Source organism: Pseudomonas gingeri, assembly GCF_013385635.1.
Lineage (GTDB): Bacteria > Pseudomonadota > Gammaproteobacteria > Pseudomonadales > Pseudomonadaceae > Aquipseudomonas > Aquipseudomonas gingeri_A.
Map to the genome: position 1 here is coordinate 45,629 of NZ_JACAPR010000028.1, position 23,532 is coordinate 69,160.

The following is a 23,532-nucleotide window of genomic DNA, read 5'->3' on the forward strand; positions in this document are numbered from 1 at the left end:
CGCCAGGCTTCAGCGGAAGTCCCGGCTGCGCACGGTAATGTCCGCCAACATCGGACTCAGGTCGCTCAGGCGCCCGGCAATCACATGGCGCACTTCGCCTTCGGTTTCCAGGCGCCCGTCGACCTTCAACAACTGCGAACCCACCAGCACCTGCCGCTGGCGTTCGGCCAGGTCGCGCCAGACCACTACATTGACATTGCCGAACTCGTCTTCGAGGGTCACGAAGGTCACGCCACTGGCCGTGCCCGGTCGCTGGCGGCCGGTGACCAGGCCGACGATGCTCACCGGCCGACCGTGCTCGACCGCCTGCAACTCCCGTGAACTGCGACAGCGCAAGGCTTGCAATTGCCCACGCAACAGCGCCAGCGGATGCGGTCCCAGGGTAGTGCCAAGGCTGGCGTAATCCGCCTGCAGGTCCTCGCCGACACTCGGACACGGCAAGGCCACCGGCTTTTCCGTGTCCCTCGACAACCCCGCGAACAAGCCCAACTGCACCTCTACCCCGGCCACTTCCCAGCGTGCCCGATAACGGTTGCCCGCCAGGCCACGCAAGGCGCCGGCATCCGCCAGCAGTTCCTGGGCGCGGGTATCGAGCCGGGCCCGCTCGCCAAGGTCGGCGATGTCCGCGAAGGTCCTCAGCCCGCGAGCCGCTTCGATCCGCCGCGCATCCTCCTCGCGAAATCCGCGAATCATCCGCAGCCCCATACGTAGCGCCGGTTGCGCACCTTCAGTCGGTTCCAGGCTGCAGTCCCAGGTACTGGCGCGAACATCCACCGGACGGATCTGCAACTGGTGCCGGCGGGCATCCTGGAGAATCTGGTCCGGACTGTAGAACCCCATGGGCCAGCTGTTGATCAGCGCACAGGCGAAGGCCGCCGGCTCATGGCATTTCAACCAGCAACTGGCGTAGGTCAGCAAGGCAAAGCTGGCGGCGTGGGACTCGGGAAAACCGTAGCTGCCAAACCCCTTGATCTGCTCGAAGATCTGCGCGGCGAACTCCGGCGGATAGCCGTTGCTGGCCATGCCTTCGGCCAGCCGCTGGCGATGCGGTTCAAGGCCGCCATGGCGTTTCCAGGCGGCCATGGAGCGGCGCAACTGATCAGCCTCGCCCGGTGTGTAGTTCGCCGCCACCACCGCGATCTGCATCACCTGTTCCTGGAACAGCGGCACTCCCAGGGTACGCTGCAACACTTCTTCGAGCTCCGGCGACGGATAAGTCGTCGGTTCCTTCTTGTCCCGCCGACGCAGGTACGGATGCACCATGCCGCCCTGGATCGGCCCCGGCCGGACAATCGCCACTTCGATCACCAGGTCGTAGAAGTTCTTCGGCCTGAGGCGCGGCAGCATCGACATCTGCGCCCGCGACTCGATCTGGAACACGCCGATGGTGTCGGCCCGACCGATCATCGCGTAGGTCGGCTGGTCATCCGCCGGAATGCTCGCCAGGGTCCAGCGCGGTCCGCCACGGTACTGCTGCACCAGGTCGAAACAGCGGCGCAGCGCGCTGAGCATGCCCAGGGCGAGAACATCGACCTTGAGCAAGCCGACCTTGTCCAGGTCATCCTTGTCCCACTGGATAATCGTGCGCTCGGCCATGGCGGCGTTTTCCACTGGCACCAGGGTGTCCAGCGGCTGCTCGGAAATCACGAAACCACCCGGATGCTGGGACAGGTGCCGGGGAAAGCCGATCAGTTGCCGGGTCAGTCCCAGCACCCGGCGCAGTACCGGGCTGTCCGGATCGAAACCGCTTTCGCGCAGGCGCTCGGGAGCCGGCGGTTCATCGCTCCAGTGGCCACAGGCATCGGCCAGGGCATTGACCTGGTCCGGCGGCAGTCCCAGCGCCTTGGCCACATCGCGCACCGCCCCGGCGCCATGGTAGGTGCTGACCACCGCGGTCAACGCCGCCCGGCCGCGACCATAGCGGCGGAACACGTATTGCAGCACCTCTTCGCGGCGGTCGTGCTCGAAGTCGACGTCGATATCCGGCGGCTCGTTGCGCTCACGGGACAGGAAGCGCTCGAACAGCATATGGGTACGATCCGGGTTCAACTCGGTGACACCCAGGGCATAACACACCACCGAGTTCGCCGCCGATCCGCGGCCCTGGCAGAGAATGCCCTGCTTGCGGGCGAAGTCGACGATATCCTGCACCGTCAGGAAGTAACTGTCGTATTCCAGCTCGGCGATCAACTCCAGTTCTTTCTCGATCAGTGCCCGGGCCTGGTCGCCGATCCCCTCGGGCCAGCGGCGGCGGATGCCCTCTTCCGTCAGATGGCGCAGCCAGGTGGTCGGGGTCTGCCCCTGCGGCACCAGCTCACGGGGATACTGGTAGCGCAACTGGCCGAGATCGAAGCCGCAACGCTGGGCGATGACCTGGGTTTCGGCCAGCAGGGCCGGCGGATAGATCCCGCGCAGCACTTCCAGACTGCGCAGGTGACGCTCGCCATTGGGGTGCAACTGCTGCCCGGCTTCGGCGACCCGGGTATGCAGGCGAATGGCGGTCATGGTGTCTTGCAGGGCACGGCGGCTGCGCACATGCATATGCACGTCGCCGCTAGCAACAGCCGGAATCGCCAGCCCGGCGGCGACCTCCAGCAGCCGCGCCAGGTAGTGCTCATCGTCCTGGCCGCAATGCAGCTCCACGGCCAGCCACAGACGCTCGGGAAAGCGCTCGCGCAACCAGCGGCCATCGGCTTCGGCGACAGCCCGTCCGGGCAGCCACAACACCAGCAATCCCGGCAATTGCTGCGCGAAATCCTCCCGCAGCACGCGATAGCAGCCTTTTTCCGCGCGACGCCGGGCCAGGGTGATCAGCCGGCACAGGGCCTGGTAACCCGCCAGGTTTTCCACCAGCAGCAGCACCCGCGGGCCGTTGTCGATCTGCAGTTCGCTGCCGATGATCAACGGCAGATCGCACGCCTGCGCGGCCTGCCAGGCCCGGACAATCCCGGCCAGGGTGCATTCGTCGGTGATCGCCAGGGCTTGATAGCCCTGCTCTTTGGCCCGCTCGAACAACTCCCGGGCACTGGAAGCACCACGCTGGAAAGTGAAGTTCGACAGGCAATGCAGCTCGGCATACGTGCCACTCATGCGAACCAGCCCTGCAACAGCAACGGGCCGCTTTCCCCCACCGGGCGATAGGCCCAGGCCTGCCGGCCGGTACGGGTCTCGACCAGGTAATAGTCACGGCGCACATCCGCGCCATCCCACCAGCCCGACTCGATCCGTTCCGGCCCCAGCAATACCCTGGCTGCCTGTTCGGGCAATGCCAGCGGCTCCTTGAGCAACCAGCCGGGCCGCAGCGGACCGGCTGCGGCCAACGGACCGGACGTGGTCGCCGCCAGCGGCTGCCAGGCACATTCGGGACGATGATCGGCCTGCAAGCGCAGGCCCTGCACCGCGTCATCGCCCAAGCGGGCACGCAGGCGCTCGCGCAATTGCTCCCAGGGCAGGGACTGTTGCGCACGCTCGTCGAACAACTCGCGGTGTTGCGGGACAAAGGCCGGCAGGTCCTCGGCCTCCAGGCGCAAACCGCGTACCGGCGACTCGACCCGGACCTGCTCCAGGCGCCCGCGAGCCAGCTCGAACAGCATTGCCGGGTCGCGCTCGGCACTGAGCAGGCCGACCTTGATCCGCGTGTCCGCCACTCCGGCATGCTCCAGGATCAGTTCGAAACGCTGCACACCGCTGTCACGGCCACAGAGAAACGCCGCCAGGTCACCGGTCAACCGGCGCAGGGGAAACAGCAGCGCCTGATGCGAGGTCACGTCGAAATTCAGCTCGATGCGCGCCGCGAAGCGATCCGGCGGCAGGTAGAACGCCAGGGCCAGGGGCCGCTCGCCCAGCAGGGTGTCGAGGTGCTTGAGCAGCGTCGCATCGAAGCGTCGGGCCAGGCTGTGGCGGGGCAAGGCCAGGACCTGGTCCAGGGTCCTCAGCCCCATGCGCGACAGGGCCGTGGCCGCCTCCTGCGCCAACCCGACCCGGTCGACGGGCATCGGTCCCAGGGCCTGGCGCAAGGCGGCGTCATCCGCCAGGGCCAGGCCATCGTAGGCATTGGCCAGGACCCGGGCCGCCGCCGGATGGGGCGCGGCCACGATCCGATGGCGAAATCCCAGTTCGGTCAGTTCCTCGCGCAGGCGCGCTTCCAACTGCGGCCAGGGCCCGAACAGGCCCAGGCTGGACTCGATCTCGAACAGCACGGCACGGGGATAACCCAGGCTTACCTGGGAACTGAAACGATAGGCCCAGGCCGCGAGCAACTGTTGCCACTGCGCGATTTCCGCAGGGTCGTATTCAGCGCTGGCAAAAGCCTTGGTCAGGGCATGGGCGGCGGTCAGCGATTGTCCGGGACGCAGGCCCAGGGCCCGGGCCGAGGCGTTCACCGCCTGCACGATCCGCCGTTGCGGCGAGCCGCTCAGCAGCGCCAGCGGTGCATCGGGCTCGGCGGTGCGGCGCAGCACGCCGTCCAGGGCCAATTGCGGAAACACGATACAGACCCAACGCATGCCAACCTCAATGCCCGGTACTGAAGGCAATCGGCGCCGCATGGGCCAGACCGCCGCGACACTTGAGTACCCGCAACTGCGCGGGCCGGCCATCGACGGCAATCCGCAGGGCCGCCGGCGACGGGTTGAGCGCCGCCTCCAGCGAACGGTAGGCAAACGCCAGGGTCTGGCCGGTTTCCGCCGCCACCTGCAAGCGGCGCAGGGCGCGGTCATCGACCTGCTGCGGCCAGCACAGGACTGCCCCGCAACTGCCGGAGCGCAGGCACTGCTCAGTTGCCCACAAGGCATCCCGTGGTGTCGCCTGGATCACCGACAACTGCCGTAGGTCGACGCCCGCGCTCAACCACGCCTGGGGATAGGGCACATGGGGCGGCGCCACCAGGACGATCCGCTCGCCCCGCGCCGACAGCCGCGCCAGGGTCGGCCAGACCAGTTGCAACTCGCCCACGCCCTCGCCGGCGATGAGGATTTCCGTCAGTGCCGATTCCGGCCAACCGCCGCCGGGCAGCACCGCGTCCAGGGCGGCATGCCCGGTCGTTTGCAGGCTCGGCGCCTGTACCGCCGGCCGCCCCTTCCAGATCCGGCGCTCGTCCAGCAGCGCGTCCAGCGCAACCACGGCGCCCATCAACCTTGCCTCACCAGGCCGCAGAACACACCTTCGATGGCCAGTTCCTGGTGTTCGGGATCAACCACGATGGGTTCATAGGCCGGGTTGCGGGCCAGCAAGCGGATTCCGGCAGCCGTGCGCTCGAAACGCTTGATGGTGACTTCGCCGTCGAGCCGGGCCACGACGATCTGGCCGTTGCGTACTTCGACATTGCGCCGCACCGCCACCAGGTCGCCATCGAGAATACCGTCACCGATCATCGAGTCGCCCTGTACCCGCAGGAGGAAATCCGGAGTGCGGGAAAACAGCCCCGGATCGAGCCACAAGCGACTGTGGACCTCGGCATCGACATCGATCGGCACGCCGGCCGCCACTCGTCCCAGCAACGGGATTTCCAGCAAGGCCGGGCGCGCGGGCCGGTTCAGCAGGCGAATACCCCGCGCCTGATGGGCATTGACCTCGATAAAACCGGCCTCGGTCAGCGCCACCACATGCTTGCGCGCCACGCTGCGCGAGGCGAAACCAAAGGCCTCGGCGATCTCGGCGAGGCTCGGGGGCTGGCCGTTTTCCGCGATACGGTCGCGGATAAAGGTCAGGATGGCGGAACGGCGGGGGCTTAAAGTCGTCATGGAGTACATTTGTACTCCTATGGGCTTTTCCTGACAAGCGCCGCCAGTCGGTAGCCCGCCGCGCGGCTTGAATCGGGCGCCCTTCGTCCTGGCCCCCCCGGAGAAAAGCACCCGGCCTCGCCCCCTACGAATAAACACAAACAGCAATGATGGAACTTACCTACAGAACTATCCCGCACACTAAAACATGCAAGTAACTTCCCGGACTTAAAAACAAAAAACAACAGTGGAAAAACACTCGTGAATATTGAAAAGCAAAACCTGATCGTTATAGCGTGAGCGTTTCCATCAATAACAAAAATCCCCCACGAGATACCCTGCAACGCTGAACAGAGACCTGTAAATGGACTTCACCCCGAGAACGGAAACTTGCATAAAAAGGTCAAGTAACATGCACCCACTCCATACCGCCCAACTTGACGATCTGTTCGAGCGCAATACCTTCCTGCCCGACTCGACACCGGATCGTTTCTATCGCCTGCTGGACCAGATCAGCCAGGATCGCTACACCACCCTCGCCGCTCTGTACGCCGAAGCTTATCGACTGTTTCCGGGGACGAGCGGACTCGACGAGTTCTTTGCCAGTACCGCGAACCTGATCCTGTTACCGGTCGCCCAGCGGCGGGCGATCATCAATGAATCGGTGTTCCAGATCTGGGCACGCCGGGTCTGCAACCTTACCCGGGAAGTGCTCGATGGCTTGCGCCATGATCTTTCGCCCTTGCAAAGCAGCCTCCGGGAACTGCCGGATATCCTGCAACGAATATCCAACGCCGCAAGTGAGCATCCATATACCCATCGCCCGCCCATCCAGCGGTTCGATATCGATCCGCTGATCGCCGGGGTACTCGCGCCCTGCTACGACTTCCCGCAAGACGCAGCAACCCGCCAACGCCTCGAAGACAGCGGTTACTCCATTCATTTTTTCAGCGATGTGGTGAATGTCGCCCTGTCCCGGATCGCCATGACCTGGCCTGGCTGCCACGAGCAGTTCCGCCATCTGGTCAAGTTGATCTGCTACCTGCCGGACGGCACCTTCCGCCAGGGTTCGGCCCCGCGCTACGGCGGCACTATCCTGCTGTCGGCCAAGGACCATTCGCTGCTCGATGTCGAAGAGTCGCTGGTGCGTGAAAGCGCCCATCAACTGTTGTATTACATCGAGGAAATCAGCCCGCTGATCGACCCACGGATCAGCGCACAGCGCCTGTATTTCCTGCCCTGGTCAAACCGGCCCTGTGACCTGGCCGAGTATTTCCAGGGGTTCTTTGCCCAACTGATGCGGGCCAAGTACCTGGAACGCGTGCGCCAGCGCCCGGCCAGTGAAATGCAACGGGCCGAAGAGCACCTGGTGTTCAGCCTGCGTGGCCTTGGCCGGGCCCTGCCGGAGCTGGCCGGTAGTCGTGACTTCACGCCCCACGGCCGCATCCTGCTGGATAACCTGGCCGAGGATGTGCGGGCAATGGAGCGGCAGCACGCCAGCCTGTTGCTCCGCGCATCCAGGCCGCGTGACCTGAGCCTGGCGGGATAAGCCGGCCGACTCAGTTCGGATCGAGCAAGCCGCCGCTCCAGTTGCGCGATACCCGGCTGCCAGTGAACTTCGCCACCACCATGCCCTGGGACACCAGCCGGTCGCGGTAACGCGTGACCATCCGCCCGGCCTGCTCGGCGTACAGGATCACCTCCGACGACGGCTCACCCGGGCGCCCGAGGATCCGGGCGAACCGCTGGCCCTCCTCGACCCGCTCGCCCAGGTCTTTTTCAAAGATCAGTACACCGGGCTGGGGGGCCAGGATGGTTTCCATATGGCCCATCTCCATGGCCTCCACCGGCCAGTCGCCCGGCGTCAGGTCCTCGCTGATCACCCCCTGGCCACAGAGCCAGGTGTACAGGCCTTCGGCGTCCTGTTCGGCGAAGCGGTCGCTGACATCGCCCTGCCCGCGCAACTCCAGGGTCGCCGCCATATGCCGCGCCGTATCGCCATCACGCAGCCAGGGCGCAATGATGGTTTCCTCGAAGGAGCCGTCGCCGCCGTCATCCCAGATGATCGCCACGTCCATCTTCATCGCCGCCGCCAGCGCCCGACCACGGGGCCAGAAACCGCGGTGCACGTAGAGGTAAGGCAGCGACTCGTCATCGGTGTGCAGATCGAGCATCACATCCGCCGGCGCCGCCAGTTGCACCAGTTGCTTCTGCCATTCCTGGACATTGGTCGAGGGCCGGGCCAGCGCCGCCGACTGATCGAACGAGCGGTTGAAATTCTGCCCGGTGGCATCGTGAAAACGCCCGAGGATCCGTCCCTGGCGAAACTGTCCGATGCCCAGGGGATTGGCCTGGGGCACCACGGTCACGCTGCCCCTGAGCCGGCCCGCGGCCTCGGCGACGGCCAGCCGTTGCATCAGCAGGTGCAGCACCAGCATCCCGGCGATTTCATCGGCATGCACCCCGGCCTGCAAGTGCACCGTCAGCCCGCTGCCATCGCCGTCGAACCGCCAGGCGCCGACGCGTACCGCCTCACCATTGTTGTTGCGCACACTGAACGAAATATCCCGCGCCATCGTCTTGCCCTCCCGTCATGACCGTTAAAAATCGTTGCTGCCGACAGTGGAAATTGAACGTACGTTCAACTAACATCTGCGAACTTCTCTACCGCTCTTGCGGGCCTATTCGCGGGCAAGCCCGCTCCCACAGTGTCCGAGCCAGCCCCGGGCCTTGTGTACAGGCACCCCATGGCACTTTCAGACCGCCTCAAACAAGGACTCCCGTGAGCACCGACACCCGCAAATTTCGCCGCGCCGAACCCGACGAGCGCCGTGACCTGTTGATCGCCGCCGCCCTGCGCTGCCTGGCCCGGGATGGCCATGCCGGCATTTCCGTGCGCCGCATTGCCACCGAGGCCGGGGTCTCCGTCGGCCTGCTCAACCATCACTTCGGCACCATCGATGCGCTGATCGCCGACACCTACCACAAGCTCGCCAGCGAACTGACCAGCACCCTGCTCGAAGAAGTCCGCCAGGCCGGCAGCGCCGCGGAAAAGCTCGATGCCTTCCTGGTCGGGTCCTTCTCGCCACGGATCATGGACCCGCAACTGCTCGGAGTCTGGGTGGTGTTCTGGAGCCTGATCCGCCACTCCGGACACGTCAGCCAATCCCATGAAAAAAGCTATCGTGCCTACCTCGACCTGATCCGCCAGTTGCTCGACGACCTGGCCGCCGCCGAGGGCTTCACGATCCACGACAGTCGCCTGGCCGCCATCGGCCTATCGGCGATGCTCGACGGACTCTGGCTCGAGTGGTGTCTGAACCCCGAGACCTTCAGCCCCGCCAACGGCCTCCATATCAGCCGTTGCTGGATAAAGGGGCTGCGACACGGAGCATTCGGCGCCGACGACGTCCTGTGACGGGTGACGACCAAAGATCATCGCCAGGGTGCCGCTGACCGCGATCAGTCCGGCACCGATCATCAGCGACACATCCATCAGCGTGCCCCAGATCAGGTTCGACAGCAGGAACGCCCAGATCAGCCCGGTGTATTCGAACGGTGCCAGCAGGGTCGCCGTGGCCCGCTGGAAACTGGCGAACAGCAGGAACTGGCCGATCCCGCCTACCAGCCCAGCGCCCAGCATTCCCAGCAAGGCCGGGGTCGACGCCGGGGTATGGGTCCAGGGCAGCACCAATGCCATGCAGATGACAAACACCACGTTGGTGATCAGCATCTGCTCCAGCACCGAGGTCTGCTCGTCCACCTGGCGCAACTGGATATAGGTAAAGGCCCAGCACAGGGCCGCGAGCAGGGTCAGGACGATAGGCCAGGGGTCGGCCATATGGCTCGGCCGGCAAGCGATCACCACACCGACAAACCCGACGATCAGGGTGAACCACTGCCAACCGCTGGCATGCTCCTTGAGAATCACCGCCGCCAGCACCGTGACCATGATCGGCGCCGAGAAATACAGGGTGGTCATTTCCGCCAGGGTCAGGTCGCGCGCTGCCGTGTAGTACAGCAGCCAGGCGACAATCGACAGCAGGCCACGCACCACCAGCAGGCGCCGGCTCGGCGAACGCCAGGCCCGCCGGACCAGGCGCAGGCGACCCACCAGCAGGCAGGCGAGCACCACCACCAGACCGCGCCAGAACAGGATGGTGACCACCGAATAATCGGCCACCAGCCATTTGATCGCGGCATCCTGCAACGCCAGGAAGGCATAACCCAGGGTGCACAGACCAATACCCTGCAACGACCGGTCAACCCGAGGCGTACTCATTTCACACCGACCTGCGCAGCGGCGTTCCGCGCCGTTCGGCGAAGGCAAACAGTGCCTCGATCAGGAAAGTCAGGCAGACGTAGACCCCGGCCACCAGCAGCAGCGGCTGGTACACCTGCAGGGTCTGCGCCCGCACCACGTTGGCCGCGCCCAGCAGGTCGATCACGGCAATGGTCGAGGCCAGCGCGGTGGACTTGAGCAGCATCACCGTCTCCCCGGCCAGGGTCGGCAACAGCAGGCGCATGGCCCGTGGCAGACGTACCCGCAGCAGCGACTGGCGCGGGGTCATGCCAAAGGCCGAGGCGGCTTCCATCTCGCCCTTGGGCACCGCCAGCAGGCCGCCACGGATCACCTCGCCGACATAGGCGCCCACCGACAGCACCAGGGCGAAGACGATGTACCAGTAGCCGTCACGCAGGTAGGGCCAGAGGAAACTGCTGCGAATCAACGGGAACTGGGCGAACAGGCTGCCCAGGCCGTAGTAGAAGATATAGATCTGGATCAGCAGCGGCGTGCCGCGCAACACACTGGTATAGAACAGGCTGGCCTTGGCGACCAGGCGGTTTTTCGACAACCTGGCCAGGGCCACCAGCACCGCCAGCCCGAACCCCAGCACGCTGGAGACCAGCAGGAGGCTGATGGTCGTTTGCAATCCGCGGCCCAACAACGCCGCGTATTCGAGTATCCACGCTGGAATCATTTCATTCACTCAGCCAAAGGCATCCAGCGACGGATGCGTCGCTCAAGCCGTCCCGACAGGTAGTTGGACACCAGCGTCACCGCGTAATACAGCGCGGCAGCCGTGAGGTAGAACAACAGGTAGTGGCGCGTCGACCCCGCGCCCTGCTTGGCGGTGTACAACAGCTCGTTGGTCCCGACCACGCTGATCAGCGCACTGTCCTTGATCAGGTTGATCCACAGGTTGGCCATCCCGGCCATGGCATAAGGCGCCATGATCGGCAGCGTGACCCGGCGGAACAGGCCGAAACCGCTCAAGCCGAACGCCCTTGCCGCCTCGATCTGGCCATAGGGAATCGCCTGGATCGCCGCCCGGAAGATCTCCGAGGCATAGGCCCCCTGGACCAGTCCCAGCACCAGGATCGCCGCCAGCGGGCCGCTGACATTCACCGCGTCCTGGCCGAACCGGGCCATCAGCGAGTTGAGCAGCATGGAACCGACGTAGTACAGCAAGAGGATCAGCAACAACTCCGGAACCGCCCGGAACAACGTGGTGTAGCCGCGCATCAGCGCCGCGACCGGTTTCGGCGCACCGAGCTTGAGGCAGGCCACCACCAGCCCGATGAACAACCCGACCGCAAAGGCCCCGGCCGAAATCTGCAGGGTCATCCAGAGCCCTTTCAACAGCGCACTGCCCCATCCCTGTTCGCTGAAATCGATCAATTCGAACATTGCTGGCATTTCACTCTCCAGTCAGTGGCCTTGAAAGCACCACATCACCCTGTGGGAACCGGGCTTGCACTCATACCGGTCAATCAACCTTGCAATGCAAACCTTGTAGGAGCCGGCTTGCCGGCGATGAGGCCTTCAAGCCTTGCAGTGCTCATCCGGACGCCATCGCCGGCAAGCCAGCTCCTACACGGGTTCTGCGTTTGATCGCTCCCACGCCGGAGCGTGGGAACGATCGAGGCGCTAGAACGCAGGTTTCACACTGGTGCCGAAATAGTGCTGGGAAAGGTCGTCGTAGTCCTTGCTCGCCAGCAAGCTCTGGATCGCCTTGTCGAGGCGGGCCTTGAGCTCGGTGTCGTCCTTGCGCAAGCCGGCACCCACGCCCTTGCCGAAGATCGGGTCATAGGGCACCGCGCCGAGGTAGGCCAGGTCCTTGGCATCGGGAGTCTTGACGAAGGCGGTCATGGCCGTACCGTCCGCCATCATCAGGTCGATGCGCCCGGCAATCAGGTCGGCGTTGGCCGAGTCCTGGGTGTCGTAGTACTTCACATCGGCAATCTTTTCGTAGTAGGCCTTCAGGTAGCTGGCGCTCACGGTGGAGTTCTGCACGCCGATGATCTTGCCCTTGAGGTCGTCCGGATATTTCTTCACCGAGGCGCCCTTGGGCCCGACAATCGCGATCACCGAGTCGTAGTAGGCCTTGCTGAAAGCGATCTGTTTCTCACGTTCCTCGGTCACCGACATGGAGGAGAAGATCACGTCGATCTTCTTCGCCAGCAGCGACGGGATGATGCCGTCCCAGGCCACTTCCTTGATCTCGCAGTCGGCTTTCATTTCACTGCACAGCTTGTGGATCAGGTCGACTTCGAAGCCCTTCCATTCACCGTTGGCCTGCTTCTCGGTGTACGGTGGATAGGGCTCGGCCGCGACCGCGAACCGGATGGGTGCGGCCTGCGCCGCGCTCATGCCGGCCAGCAGGACACAGGCCACGCCCGTCAACCAATTTGCCAATCGTCGATTTCCCATGATGTTGCCCCGTCTTTTTATGATGCGTTAGCGAGTCTGATGAGCGTTGACGAATTGTCGGCAACGTTCGCTGCGTGGGTGTACGAACACTTCATCCGGCGAACCGGTTTCCTCGATCAGCCCTTGATGCAGAAAGGCCACCTTGGAAGAGACATCGCGTGCGAAGGCCATCTCGTGGGTCACCAGGATCATGGTCCGGCCTTCTTCGGCGAGGGAGCGGATCACCCGCAGCACTTCCCCGACCAGTTCCGGGTCGAGTGCCGAGGTGGGTTCATCGAACAGCATGACCTTGGGCCGCATGGCCAGGGCCCGGGCAATGGCTACCCGTTGTTGCTGTCCCCCGGAGAGAAACGCCGGGTACTCGTTGCGCTTGGCCGCGAGGCCCACGCGCTCAAGCAGTGCTTCGGCCCGTTCGATGGCCTCGGCACGACTCTCGCGCAGGACCTGGGTCGGCGCCTCGATCAGGTTTTCCAGCACCGTGCGATGGGGCCAGAGGTTGAAGTTCTGGAACACCATGCCCAGGCTGGAACGAATCCGTACCAACTGCCGGGCATCGGCCACCAGTGGCGCGCCGGGGCGGTCGTAATTCAGGTGAATGCTCTCGCCGTCCACCAGGATGCGGCCCTGGTCCGGGACTTCGAGCATGTTGATGCAGCGCAACAAGGTGCTCTTGCCCGAGCCGCTGGCGCCGATCAGCGAGATCACCTCACCCTCGCGGGCGGTCAGCGACACGCCCTTGAGCACCTCGATATTGCCAAAGCGCTTGTGCAGGCGCTCGACCTCGATCATGGTCTTGGCCGCAGCCGGCTCGGCCGTGCCTTGCACCGTCACGCGGCTGATCAGCGGTCGTGGCGGCTCGCCCCTGAGTACCGCGACAAACCCACGAATGCGCTGGCAGGCCTGCTCCAGGCGCTCTTCGCCCAGGGTGAAGGACAGCCGGACAAAACCTTGCGCCGGCTCGCCGAACGCCGCCGCGTCGAGCACCGAGACGCCGGCTTCGCGAAACAGCCGCCAGGCGAACTCCAGGGACGTAAGGCCGGTCTCGCGCACATCCACCAGCACAAACATGCCGGCGTCGGGCTTGAGCACGGCGATCCCCGGACAATCGGAAAGCCCGCGCACCACCAGGTCGCGACGCCGGCGATAGATCTCGCTCATGCCCCGGGTCACCTCGTCATGGGCCTGCACCGCCTTGAGCGCGGCCTCCATGACAAAGCCGGGCAAGCCGTAGAGCATGCTCAGCACCAGCGTCTCGGCATGGGCCACCAGGCTTTCATCGGCCACGATCCAGCCAATGCGCCAACCGGTCATGGCATGGGATTTCGACAGGCTGCCGATGGTCACGCAACGCTCGGCCATGCCCGGCAATGCCGCCAGGCTGACATGCTCGCGCTCGAACGCCAGGCTTTCATAGACCTCGTCCACCACCACCCACAGGTCATGGGCAATCGCCAGGTCGGCGACGGCTTGCAGTTCCTCGCGACTGAGCACCACACCGGTGGGGTTGTTCGGGTTGGAAAAGAAGATCGCCCGGGTGCGTGGGGTGATGGCCTTGGCCAGCAACCCCGCATCGAGGCGAAACCCCGAGTCCGCGGCGCAAGGCACCCGTACCAGGGTCGCGCCGGAAGCCTTGAGGGTGGCCTCGTAGGTCACATACATCGGGTCCAGGGCAATCACTTCGTCGCCGGCGTTGAGCAGGCACAGGGAGGTGATGAACAGCGCGTTCTGCGCTCCGGCCACGGTGATGACATTCGGCGCCTGCAGTTGACGGTCAAACAGCTGGCTGTAGCGAGCGGCAATGGCTTCGCGCAAGGCCAGGCGACCGGCGATCTCGGTGTAATGGGTGTCGCCTTCGCGCAGGGCTTCGATGGCCGCTTCGGTAATGAAATCAGGGGTGGGGAAATCCGGATCGCCGACACTGAGGATGATCACATCCTCACCACGGCGCTGGGCTTCGAAGGCCGCGTGGTGGATATCCCAGGCCGCGACGCCTTGGCCGCAGATCCGCTCAACAAAGGGTGAAAACCGCATGCCAGTGCCTCGTTCGAATTTGAAGAAACGCAAGCCCGCAACCAGCCGGGGGTGGTGGAGCCAACATAGTCGAAGCTGAACACTCGTTCAATAGGAAAAATCCGTCAGCTTCGCGTTCAGCGCAAACAGGTCGTTTTCACGACAGTCGTGCCGGTTCTCAGCACTGGATGGCCTTGGTTTCGACGAACTCCGCCAGCCCTTCCTCGCCCCATTCACGGCCGTTGCCCGACTGCTTGTAGCCACCGAACGGCGCCCGATAGTTGAAGGCCGCGCCGTTGACGAAGCACTGCCCGGCACGCAGTCCGCGCGCCAGCTCCAGGGCCCGCGCCGGGGTACCGGCCCAGACCGCGCTGGACAGGCCGAAGGGCGACTCGTTGGCCAGGCGCACGGCCTGCTCCTCGTCGTCGTAGGGCAACAGGCACAGCACCGGGCCGAAGATTTCTTCCTGGGCGATGCGCATGGCGTTATCGACCTCGGCGAACAGCGTCGGACGCACGTAGAAACCACGCTCCAGTCCACCCGGCAACGCCGCGCCACCGCTCAACAAGCGGGCGCCCTCCTGCTGCCCGAGGCAGATGTAGTCGAGCACGGTGCGGCGCTGGGACGCCGAGCACATCGGCCCGAGAAAGCTCTGTGGGTCCAGCGGATCGCCGACCTTGAGGCTTTCACTCTCGGCCCGCGCCAGCTCCAGGGCCTCGGCGTAGCGACTGCGGGGAATCAGCATGCGGGTCAAGGCAGTGCAGGTCTGCCCGGAGTTGATCATCACGTCCTGCACGCCATGGCGCACGGCGGCGCCGAGGTCGGCATCGGCGGTGATCAGGAACGGTGACTTGCCACCGAGTTCCAGGCACACCCGCTTGACCGTCGGTGCGGCGGCCATCGACACCCGCACGCCGGCGTCGGTGGAACCGGTGAACGACACCATGTCCACGTCCGGATGCCGGGCCAGGGCTTCGCCGACCTTGGCGCCGGGGCCGCTGACCAGGTTGAAGACGCCGGCTGGCAGGCCGATGGCGTCGATCATCTCGGCCAGCAGGAAGGCATGCAGCGGGGTTTCCTGGCTGGGCTTGACCACCACCGTACAGCCAGCCGCCAGGGCCGGCGCGAGCTTGCCGAGCAGTTGATGCAGTGGGTAATTCCACGGATTGATAAAGGCGCAGACGCCCACCGCCTCGCGGATCACCAGGGAGTTGCCGACTTCCCGTTGCTGCTCCATCAGCGTGGCGATTTCGGCGTAGCTGAGCAGGCCTTCCAGCGGACCGTCGACCTGGACCGACTGGCACCACTGCACCGGCATGCCCAGTTCGGCGGTGATCAGCGCGGCCATTTCCCCGGCGCGGGCCTTGAGTTGCTTGCCCAGCGCCAGGATGTAACCGGCGCGGACACTGGCCGGGGTTCGCGACCAACCGGCAAAGGCCCGGCGCGCGGCGGTGACCGCACGTTCGACATCGCGCTCATCGCCCAGGGGGACCTGGCCGGTCACGGCTTCGGTGGCCGGGTTGATCACTTCGGCGACACCGCTGCCATGGGGCACGACCCAGTCGCCGTTGATGTAAAGATGGGTGTAGGTAGTCATTGTTATTGTTCTCCATCATCGGGGGGATGCACGATGCGGATCGTTCCCACGCGCAGCAAAGGAATGCCTCGCTGGACGCTCCGCGTCCGCTCTTGTGACGCAGAGCGTCACGGGCTGCATACCCACGCAGAGCATGGGCACGATCATCATCGGAGCTCAGTGGGCGCAGGCGTGCTTCAGTTCGATCAAGGTCACGCCGGCATGCGCGAAGCCCGCCCGCAGGTCGCGCTCCAGTTCGTCCAGGCTCTGCGGCTCACGGACACTGCAACCGAACGCCCGGGCCAACAAGGCGAAATCAGGATTGCGCGGCAACACGCCCACCGGTTCGATATCCAGGCTGAGCATGTCGTCGCGGATCTGCCCGAGGGCGTCGTTGTTCCACAGCAGCACCACCAGCGGGCTGTCCAGTTCCTCAACGGCGGTGGCCAGTTCCTGGACCGTGTAGAGAAAACCGCCGTCGCCCACCAGTACCAGGCCCGGACGTTGCGGCGCGCCGAACTTGGCGCCGATGCCTGCGGGCAGGCCATAGCCGAGGGTGCCGTAGCCAGTGGGATGCAACCAGCTGCGCGGCGCCCGGCTGGCAAAGGCGTAGTTGCCGGTATAGGCCAGCTGGGTCATGTCGCTGCTGATAACGGTATCGGCTGGCATCGCCACCGCGATGCGATCGAGGATCTGCTGGTGGAGGGCCTGCAATGCGCCGTGACCGGCACGGACCGCGATCCTCAGGTTCGCCACCGCCTGGATCGCCTCCCGGGCATCCCGGGGCTGGGCCGGTAACTGCGTCAACAAGGCCGCCAGGCTCTGCCGGGCATCGCCGTGCAAGGCCACGGCACAGGGATAGAAGTCGTTGAACTTGCGTGAATCGATATCGATCCGTATCACCTCACCGGTCAGTGGCAGGCGTTCGCGCCAGTAATCGGTATCGGCCATTTCGGTGCCGACCGCGAGTACCACATCGGCCTGGGCGATCAATTCCCAGCCGGGCTCGACACACAGGCTGGAACCGGCATTCAACGGCGCATCCGGCGCCAGCAGGCCTTTACCGGCGACACTGGTGAACAGAGGTGCCGCCAGGCGTTCGCTCAAGGCCTGCAACTCGGCCGCGGCCGCCAATGCACCGCCGCCGGCAATGATCATCGGCCGTTTGGCCCGTTGCAGCCGGCGGGCCGCCTCTGCCACCGCCTCGGTGCCCGGCAGTCCGCGTCCTGGACGACGCACCACTTCAGCGCTCCAGTCCCGACTGATGGGCCCGGCCAGCACATCCAGCGGCACCGAAATATGCACCGGCCTTGGCCGCTCGCTGTCGAACACGGCAAAGGCGCGGGCGACCAGTTCCGGCAGGTCGTCGGTACTCAGGGCCACGGCGGAAAACGCGGTGATCGGCGCGGTGATCGCCCGCTGGTCCTGGGTTTCGTGCAGACAACCCCAGCCCTTGCCCAGGCTGGCGGTATGGTTGACGCTGGAAATCACCAGCAGCGGAATCGAATCGGCATAGGCCTGGCCGATGGCGGTGGCGGCGTTGGTCACGCCGGGGCCGGTAATGATGAAGCACACGCCCGGCTTGCCGCTGACCCGGGCATAACCGTCAGCCATGAAGCCGGCGCCCTGTTCGTGACGGGTCAGCACATGGCGGATACCGCTGCCGGGCAGGCCGCGATACAGCTCCAGGGTGTGCACGCCGGGAATACCGAACACCGTGTCGACACCGTAATGGGCCAGCAGGCGCACCAGGGCCTGGCCGCCGGTAAGCGTGGTGGAAGAAGCCTGCAGGGTCGATTGGGAGCTCATGCTAGCCCTCGTCTTGTTGTGGGGTGATGGGGGACCGCTCGACGATATTAAACACTTGTTCAATAGCATGGCAATCCTCCCCCGACGCCCACGAAAAATCCTAAATACGATCCAACCCATTGTTTTAAATAGCAATAAATCCACTGCCAAGTCCTCTGCGCGCGGACCTGTTACATCTTTGAACATCCTTGCCTACAGCATTAATTACCGCCTCGTGCCTTCGGCTTGCGCGTTGAATAACGGCCATCACGCCACGACAAGGACCTGCTACATGAGCCCCTCGATCACCGCGAGCGATCCCCCCGCCAGCGCCGCCACACCGGTGTCGCTGGAGCATGCCATCGAGCATTTTCTGAGTGACCTGCCCGCCGAGACCGCCCACCGCATTCGCCTGGCCAGCGGTATAGACACCCCAACCCTGCGCGCCGCCTACCGCGAATCCCGCCAGGTGCCGGCGCTATTGCTCGACACCCGCCAACGCTTCGAGCTGGAACAGGAGATACTGGATTTCATCGACGCGCTGGGCCAGGGCTCGCCCTCCGCCTCCGAGGCGACGACCCTGTCCTGGCAGTTGCAACTGCTCGGCCTGGAACTGCTCTGGCCAACGACAAGTGTGTTGCAGGTCTACGACCCTCCCGGGTATTCGGCGGCCGCCGAGTACGGCCCCGACCTATCCCCCAACCTGCCGAGGGTGCGTATCAACCGCGCCCGGGTGCTCGATGGCAGCCTGTGGCGCAGTGTCCTGCAATGGCTGAGTCCGGAACAAAGTGAGTCTCTTCTGGGCGGGCAGTATCCCACCCTCGACAGCCAGTTATCGGCGCTCCAGCAGAAGGCCGCGCTTGTGCTGTCCTCTCAGCGCAGGGGTTTGTTCGACAGCCTCCATGCCTTCCGGCAGCAATCCCGTGATCCGCTGGTGAATCTGCTGCGCAGCCGCATCCCAGGACTGTCCCGGGCAGCGGCCCAGGAGTTGCTCGCCAACTCGAACGCGCATGACCTGCAGTCGCTGGCACTGTCCGAAGGCGAACCGAGCGAGGGCCAGGCACTGGATGCCCGCTGGTATCTGCAGGAAGACCGCCTGAGCCGTGCCTATGAAGGCCTGTTCCTGGAGAGCCGGCAGCACAACGACGACACCCAACGGTTGCTGCGGCATAGCCTCGCCACCCTGCCGGACACCCAGCGCAACCACCTCGACCTGAACGATCACCAGGCCATCCAGCGCCTGCTACACCAGCACCCGCCGCTTTCACGCGCTCATCTGGGCGCCTTGCTAGGACTCTCTCCCGTGGAACCCACACAACGTCTTTCCGATGGCAACGGCTACCAACAGGACCCGACCGCCCGCTTCGCCACCCCCGATCCACTCGCCCAGCGCCAGCGGGACGCCTTCGATGCCCTGGCCGCCACCAATGAACGCACCCTGTTGCTGGCGCGCCAGCAGCCCAATTTCCACTGGTTCGCCGGTCTGTTGCTCAGCCGGCAACTGGCCCATGACTTCCCCCTGGCCGCCTCGAAAGATCCCGATGCGATCTTCCTCAACACTTTTGAGGAAAGCCTTTACTGGCCGCTGTCGGACAGCGGTGAACGCGGCGAGCAGGTGCGCTATCGCGGCGTCACGCAGTCCCGTACGCTGACGGAGATCTTTACCCAGCACCTGGCCGGTAATATCCAGGCGTTCGACCCGGCCACCAGCGGCTTCTACGCCAGTGCCACCGCCGCCTACGACGAACAGCAACTGGCCGGCCTGGACCTCGCGCGCTTCGGCAAGACCCTGGAAAATGCGACCCTTGGCTTCGACACGCGCTTTAGCGAACAGGTGGACGGTTTCTGGGCCAGCGCCGCGCCGCTGCTGCGGGAAAACCTGCGCACCCAGATTCGCCTGGAAGCGCAATTGCGTGAACTGGACCTGGGTCTGGATAAAAGCCTGCGCGCGGATCTGGAACGGATCCTGGAACACCCTACCCATGCCCAACGCCAGAAAAAATTCCCCGGGGAAGGACCGATCCACGTTTACCGGATCGCCCTGCAACCCTCCGAGTTGGTGCTAGAAGGTTGCCTGGTCATCACCCGCAGTCCCGATGAAGACACCTACAAACTACCGGCGTTGCTCTATCAGATCGGCCGTGGCCTGGAACCATTCGCGTCGTTGCAGGCACTGAAGAAGAGCCTGACCGAGCGCCTTGATGACGCGGTCGAACGCGAATCGCTGCTCGACCTGCTGCCTCAGCGACTGCGCACCTGGAGCCCCGAGAGCGCTCCCGAACGCACGTCACTGTTCAGCTACCGGCTCGAACAGGGCGATCCCTTCCAACAACTGGTGGACGGCTTGCTCGCCAAGCAGAAAGACGATTTCGCTGCCACCTGGCGCTTCGCCAAAGGTGCTCCGGGCCTGTACAACGACGTCGGCGAATTTGCCCGACAACTGGACGGTGCCGTCAGTCTGGTCAGGCTGCTGGATATTCTCCCCGTCCTCAGGCGACGCAATCAGGACCTGATGTTCAGCGACCTGTTGAATCGGATCAGAAGCATCACCCCGGACGAACAGACCCGACTCGCCGCCTTGTGGCGCCCCACCCTGAAAACCGATCCGGTCCCCGCTTCGCTCAGTGACCTGCCCGCCCTCAAGGCTTACGCGGCCGGTCTGCTCAAGACCCATCTGCAACAGCGCTATCCCCAGGTGACGATCGACCCTGACAGCGTCGAGGTGCATGTCACCCAGACCACTATCTTCCCGAGCCCGGCCTGGCAGAGCCAGCCGGCGGTCAACAAGGTCCGCCGGCGCAGCCTGTCGCTGACGGCCCTGGCGCTGGAGAACATCAAGGGCTTGCGCCTTGGTGAAACGGTCACGTTCAAGGCCGAGATCAGCACTCCGACAGGGACCACGCTGCACCTGTCGGACACCGACGTGCGGGCGATCATCAAGGACGTCGACGCACCGGGTCACTACAAGACGCTGCTTGAGAAAAAACTGCTGGGCCCGGACCAGGTGGCGCTGCGCACGGCCTGGGTCGAAGGCGAACGGGCGCGGATGAAGCTGCATGCCTATGTCGCGCGCCTGAGCGGGGACTTTCTCGATGCCAGGGACAGCTCCCTGGAAAAGGGCTACAGGCGCATCGAGCATCTGCTCAAGCACCCGTCGGCACAGGGCCGCCCGCCGCTGGACGGCTACAAGGTCCAGGTCCACTACCTGATGCTCGGCGGTACGGAGCAGGCCCGCAACGGCGTGAGTATCGACGAGGTGCTGGTCATCAGCAACGACGACCCGGCCGGTACCCTGCTGCTCTACACGCCACAAGGCCCCGATGGCAAAGCCTGGCGCGAGCTGGCGGACAAATCGGCCATCGAAGCCTTGCTGCTCGAACCGGACTGGAAGAACTACTGCATCACACGGGCCGCCCGCAACGAACAGTGGAACCCGGCACAACTGTTCGCCCGTCAATTTCCACTGGTGCGTTACTTCCCCATCGAAGACGACCTGTTCACCACATTGTACGAGGCCAGGGTCAGGCACCTGATCGCCAGCGTGGAATATTTCGGCGCCAGCAACCAACGGGTGGACCGTGACACCGTCTGGTACTGGATCAACGCGAGTTTGCGCTTCGCCATCGAGTTCATCCTCGGTGTCGCTGCCTTGCCGCTCAGTCTGCCGGTCTACCTGCTGCGTGGCCTGTACGGCCTGGCCAACGTCAACCAGGCACTGATCCAGGGCCGTCATGAGGAGGCCACGGATGCGCTGATACAGACACTTCTCGACGTCGCTGGTATCTTGCCATTTCAAGCGTTCAAACCGCTATTACGCCAGATCAGGCCGTTGCCCAGCGGCAAGGTCTTCCGCCTGGTCAGGACCTCCCGGCTCAGCCAGGACGGTAGCCGGCAACCGTTGCTGGCCGCCGAGCCTTCGTCGGCAACATCCCTCAGATCCCTGGCCGCGGACCTCAAGGACTATGAAATCAAGACACCGCCGGAACTGAACTACCTGAGCGACGGCCTGTTCGTCGATCGCACGCCGCGCATGGACCAGTACGTGAAACTGGAGGGCAAGTGGTACCGCACCGGCTCCCGGGCCGGCAAGCGCTACCTGCTCAGGGAGCACAGCTGGGCGGAAGATATCCAGCTGGTGCGCGCGGGCAACGTTTGGCAGCCCCTGCCTGTCGGTCGGCTGCGGGGTGGCGCGCCCGAGGCGCTCGGCACTACGCGCTACGAGATCGCGGCCACCCACCGGGGAGCGCTTGAAGAGCTGATTCGCACGATAACCAGAAGGCTTGATCGCGGCTGGGTGACCCCGAATGCTTCTGCACCGGAGCGCCAGGCAGCCGCTCACTTCCACCAGGTCTCGCGACGGCTGACCGAAGACGCCCAGGTGTTCTTCGCCGAACGCCCGGCGCCAATGCCCCGGACGCTGGCGACGGACCTGCTGGACGCCGGCTCTTCGACCCAACTGCTCGAACGTGGATTCCAGACCGGGAATGGCATCGTCCTCGGCGCGCCCTATCATGCAAGGGCGGGCCGCCAGCTCCTGATCGACAACATGCGCTCGCTGGCCATGGACCATCAGGTCAAGACCCTATACCTGGAAAATCTCCTGAGGGACTTCGATCAGGTTCACCTCAATGACTTCCATCGCACCGGTGTCATGTCGCAACGCCTGAGGGACACACTGAGGCGCCAGGATGCCGCCCAGGAGATCGACCCGAACGGTCCGCACAGCTTGTATGAAGTGGTTAGCAACGCACAGCGTCATGACATTCGCGTCCAGGCGCTCGACTGCGGCACCAGCTTTCGCGAGAGCCTGGGCAGCTACACGCCGAATCGGGCCAGGGCCCTGAAATACTATGGCCGGCAAGTGATCAACACGGACCAGTTGCAACAGGGTCCGCATCGCTGGATTGCCCTGGTCCAGGACTCCCACGCCAGCACTGTGCTCGGCGAACCGGGCCTGGCCGACCTGCTGGGGACGGTGAACCTGCGGGCCGTCGATGTCGGAGGGCAACCCTTGCCGCTGCGCGTCCTGGATGACCTGGGAGAGTTCACTCAAGGCCGATACGCCCAGGATATTCAGTTGGTACGCGCCGATGCGAAGCTGGAAGTGAACGTGGCGCCCCAGCCGTTGCCACGGACACCGGCTCCCCACAGGGGGCTGCTGATCCGACCGGAGGATTTCCTGATCGAACAAAAAGGTGATCGCTACAGTGTCGTCTGCCGCTCGGTCGATCCCCACAGCGCCCGTCTGCTGGTCCCGGCGGAGCACCCGGTGATCCGCAGCCGGCTTGTCGACAGTTCAGGAGATTCCCGTGAGGTTTTTCATGTCGAAGCCCCGAGATTCGGCGACATCCGTGGCGTCAAGTACAGAAGTATCGAGGACCTGATATGGGGGCTCCAGCAAGCCAGGTTGAGGCAGGTGGTTGAACTCAGCGATGTCACCTACCTGCGCCAACCCCGACTCGACACCCATCCGCAACTCAGTCGTGCCGGCATGTTCACCGTCGAAAAGGCTCCCCAAGGGCCCATCCTGATCAATCGTTCCAGGGATCGCTCCCTCGCCACGACGATCATTCGCACCGACCAGGCCACGGGCAAGTTCTACATCGTTCATCAGCGCTGGGGATTCAGCGAAGCGCAACTGTTCGCCAGCATCGACGACCTGAGCGAGGCGCTGGTCAGAAAGGTCAGGCTGGAGCGTGTGGCCGAAGCCACCGATCTCTGAC

Annotated in this window: 14 protein-coding genes and 1 pseudogene; 3 read left to right on the plus strand and 12 right to left on the minus strand. The window is 64.6% G+C overall.

Annotated features, from left to right (window positions below; translation table 11 throughout):
* Positions 1-9: 9 nt before the first annotated feature.
* Genes HX851_RS28580 through lexA form a run of 4 tightly spaced genes read right to left on the minus strand, consistent with a single transcriptional unit; the run spans position 10 to position 5,750 of the window.
* Positions 10-3,090 carry an error-prone DNA polymerase gene (locus HX851_RS28580; protein WP_177055410.1) on the minus strand — a complete coding sequence of 1,027 codons (3,081 nt, stop codon included), beginning with the start codon at positions 3,088-3,090 and terminating at the stop codon, positions 10-12.
* A complete protein-coding gene (locus HX851_RS28585; protein ID WP_177055412.1) occupies positions 3,087-4,505 on the minus strand; it encodes a Y-family DNA polymerase in 1,419 nt (472 codons plus the stop codon). Before HX851_RS28585 ends, HX851_RS28580 begins: the two co-directional genes overlap by 4 nt.
* A 7-nt stretch (positions 4,506-4,512) precedes the next feature.
* Positions 4,513-5,130 carry a translesion DNA synthesis-associated protein ImuA gene (gene imuA / locus HX851_RS28590; RefSeq protein ID WP_177055415.1) on the minus strand — a complete coding sequence of 206 codons (618 nt, stop codon included), beginning with the start codon at positions 5,128-5,130 and terminating at the stop codon, positions 4,513-4,515.
* Positions 5,130-5,750, minus strand: a complete 621-nt coding sequence (lexA, locus tag HX851_RS28595) for a transcriptional repressor LexA (RefSeq protein WP_177055417.1) — start codon at positions 5,748-5,750, stop codon at positions 5,130-5,132. Before lexA ends, imuA begins: the two co-directional genes overlap by 1 nt.
* Positions 5,751-6,132: 382 nt before the next feature.
* Here lexA and HX851_RS28600 point away from each other — a divergent pair, with 382 nt between their 5' ends.
* Positions 6,133-7,269, plus strand: a complete 1,137-nt coding sequence (locus HX851_RS28600; RefSeq protein WP_177064122.1) for an aKG-HExxH-type peptide beta-hydroxylase — start codon at positions 6,133-6,135, stop codon at positions 7,267-7,269.
* A gap of 10 nt (positions 7,270-7,279) precedes the next feature.
* Here the strand turns inward: HX851_RS28600 and HX851_RS28605 are convergent, their stop codons facing one another.
* Positions 7,280-8,296, minus strand: a complete 1,017-nt coding sequence (locus HX851_RS28605) for a M14 family metallopeptidase (protein WP_177064123.1) — start codon at positions 8,294-8,296, stop codon at positions 7,280-7,282.
* Between the two features lie 17 nt (positions 8,297-8,313).
* Between HX851_RS28605 and HX851_RS28610 the strand changes: the two are divergent.
* Positions 8,314-9,042: pseudogene (locus HX851_RS28610) on the plus strand (TetR/AcrR family transcriptional regulator); the annotation flags it as partial.
* On the opposite strand, the gene HX851_RS45205 reads toward HX851_RS28610, so the two are convergent.
* The 7 genes from HX851_RS45205 to HX851_RS28640 form a co-directional block, all read right to left on the minus strand.
* Entirely contained in the window at positions 8,998-10,002 is a 1,005-nt protein-coding gene (locus tag HX851_RS45205; RefSeq protein WP_177066551.1) for a DMT family transporter, read from the minus strand. The pseudogene HX851_RS28610 and the gene HX851_RS45205 overlap by 45 nt on opposite strands.
* A gap of 1 nt (position 10,003) precedes the next feature.
* Complete coding sequence (locus tag HX851_RS28615) at positions 10,004-10,702, minus strand: ABC transporter permease (RefSeq protein ID WP_177055427.1); 699 nt, start codon at positions 10,700-10,702, stop codon at positions 10,004-10,006.
* Positions 10,703-10,707: 5 nt separating this feature from the next.
* Positions 10,708-11,421: an ABC transporter permease gene (locus HX851_RS28620; RefSeq protein WP_177055429.1), complete on the minus strand. Its 714-nt coding sequence runs from the start codon at positions 11,419-11,421 to the stop codon at positions 10,708-10,710.
* A 231-nt stretch (positions 11,422-11,652) separates the two neighbouring features.
* Positions 11,653-12,435 (minus strand): transporter substrate-binding domain-containing protein, encoded by a 783-nt coding sequence (locus tag HX851_RS28625; RefSeq protein ID WP_177055432.1) that lies wholly within the window; start codon positions 12,433-12,435, stop codon positions 11,653-11,655.
* Positions 12,436-12,462: 27 nt separating this feature from the next.
* A complete protein-coding gene (locus HX851_RS45310) occupies positions 12,463-14,466 on the minus strand; it encodes an aminotransferase class I/II-fold pyridoxal phosphate-dependent enzyme (protein WP_177064124.1) in 2,004 nt (667 codons plus the stop codon).
* 157 nt (positions 14,467-14,623) lie between these two features.
* Positions 14,624-16,042 (minus strand): aldehyde dehydrogenase family protein, encoded by a 1,419-nt coding sequence (locus HX851_RS28635; protein WP_177064125.1) that lies wholly within the window; start codon positions 16,040-16,042, stop codon positions 14,624-14,626.
* A gap of 156 nt (positions 16,043-16,198) precedes the next feature.
* On the minus strand, positions 16,199-17,830 hold the full coding sequence (locus tag HX851_RS28640; RefSeq protein ID WP_177055437.1) for a 5-guanidino-2-oxopentanoate decarboxylase: 1,632 nt from the start codon (positions 17,828-17,830) through the stop codon (positions 16,199-16,201).
* 271 nt (positions 17,831-18,101) lie between these two features.
* On the opposite strand from HX851_RS28640, the gene HX851_RS28645 reads away from it, so the two are divergent.
* A complete protein-coding gene (locus tag HX851_RS28645; protein ID WP_177064126.1) occupies positions 18,102-23,531 on the plus strand; it encodes a membrane-targeted effector domain-containing toxin in 5,430 nt (1,809 codons plus the stop codon).
* The last annotated feature ends 1 nt before the right edge of the window (position 23,532 follow it).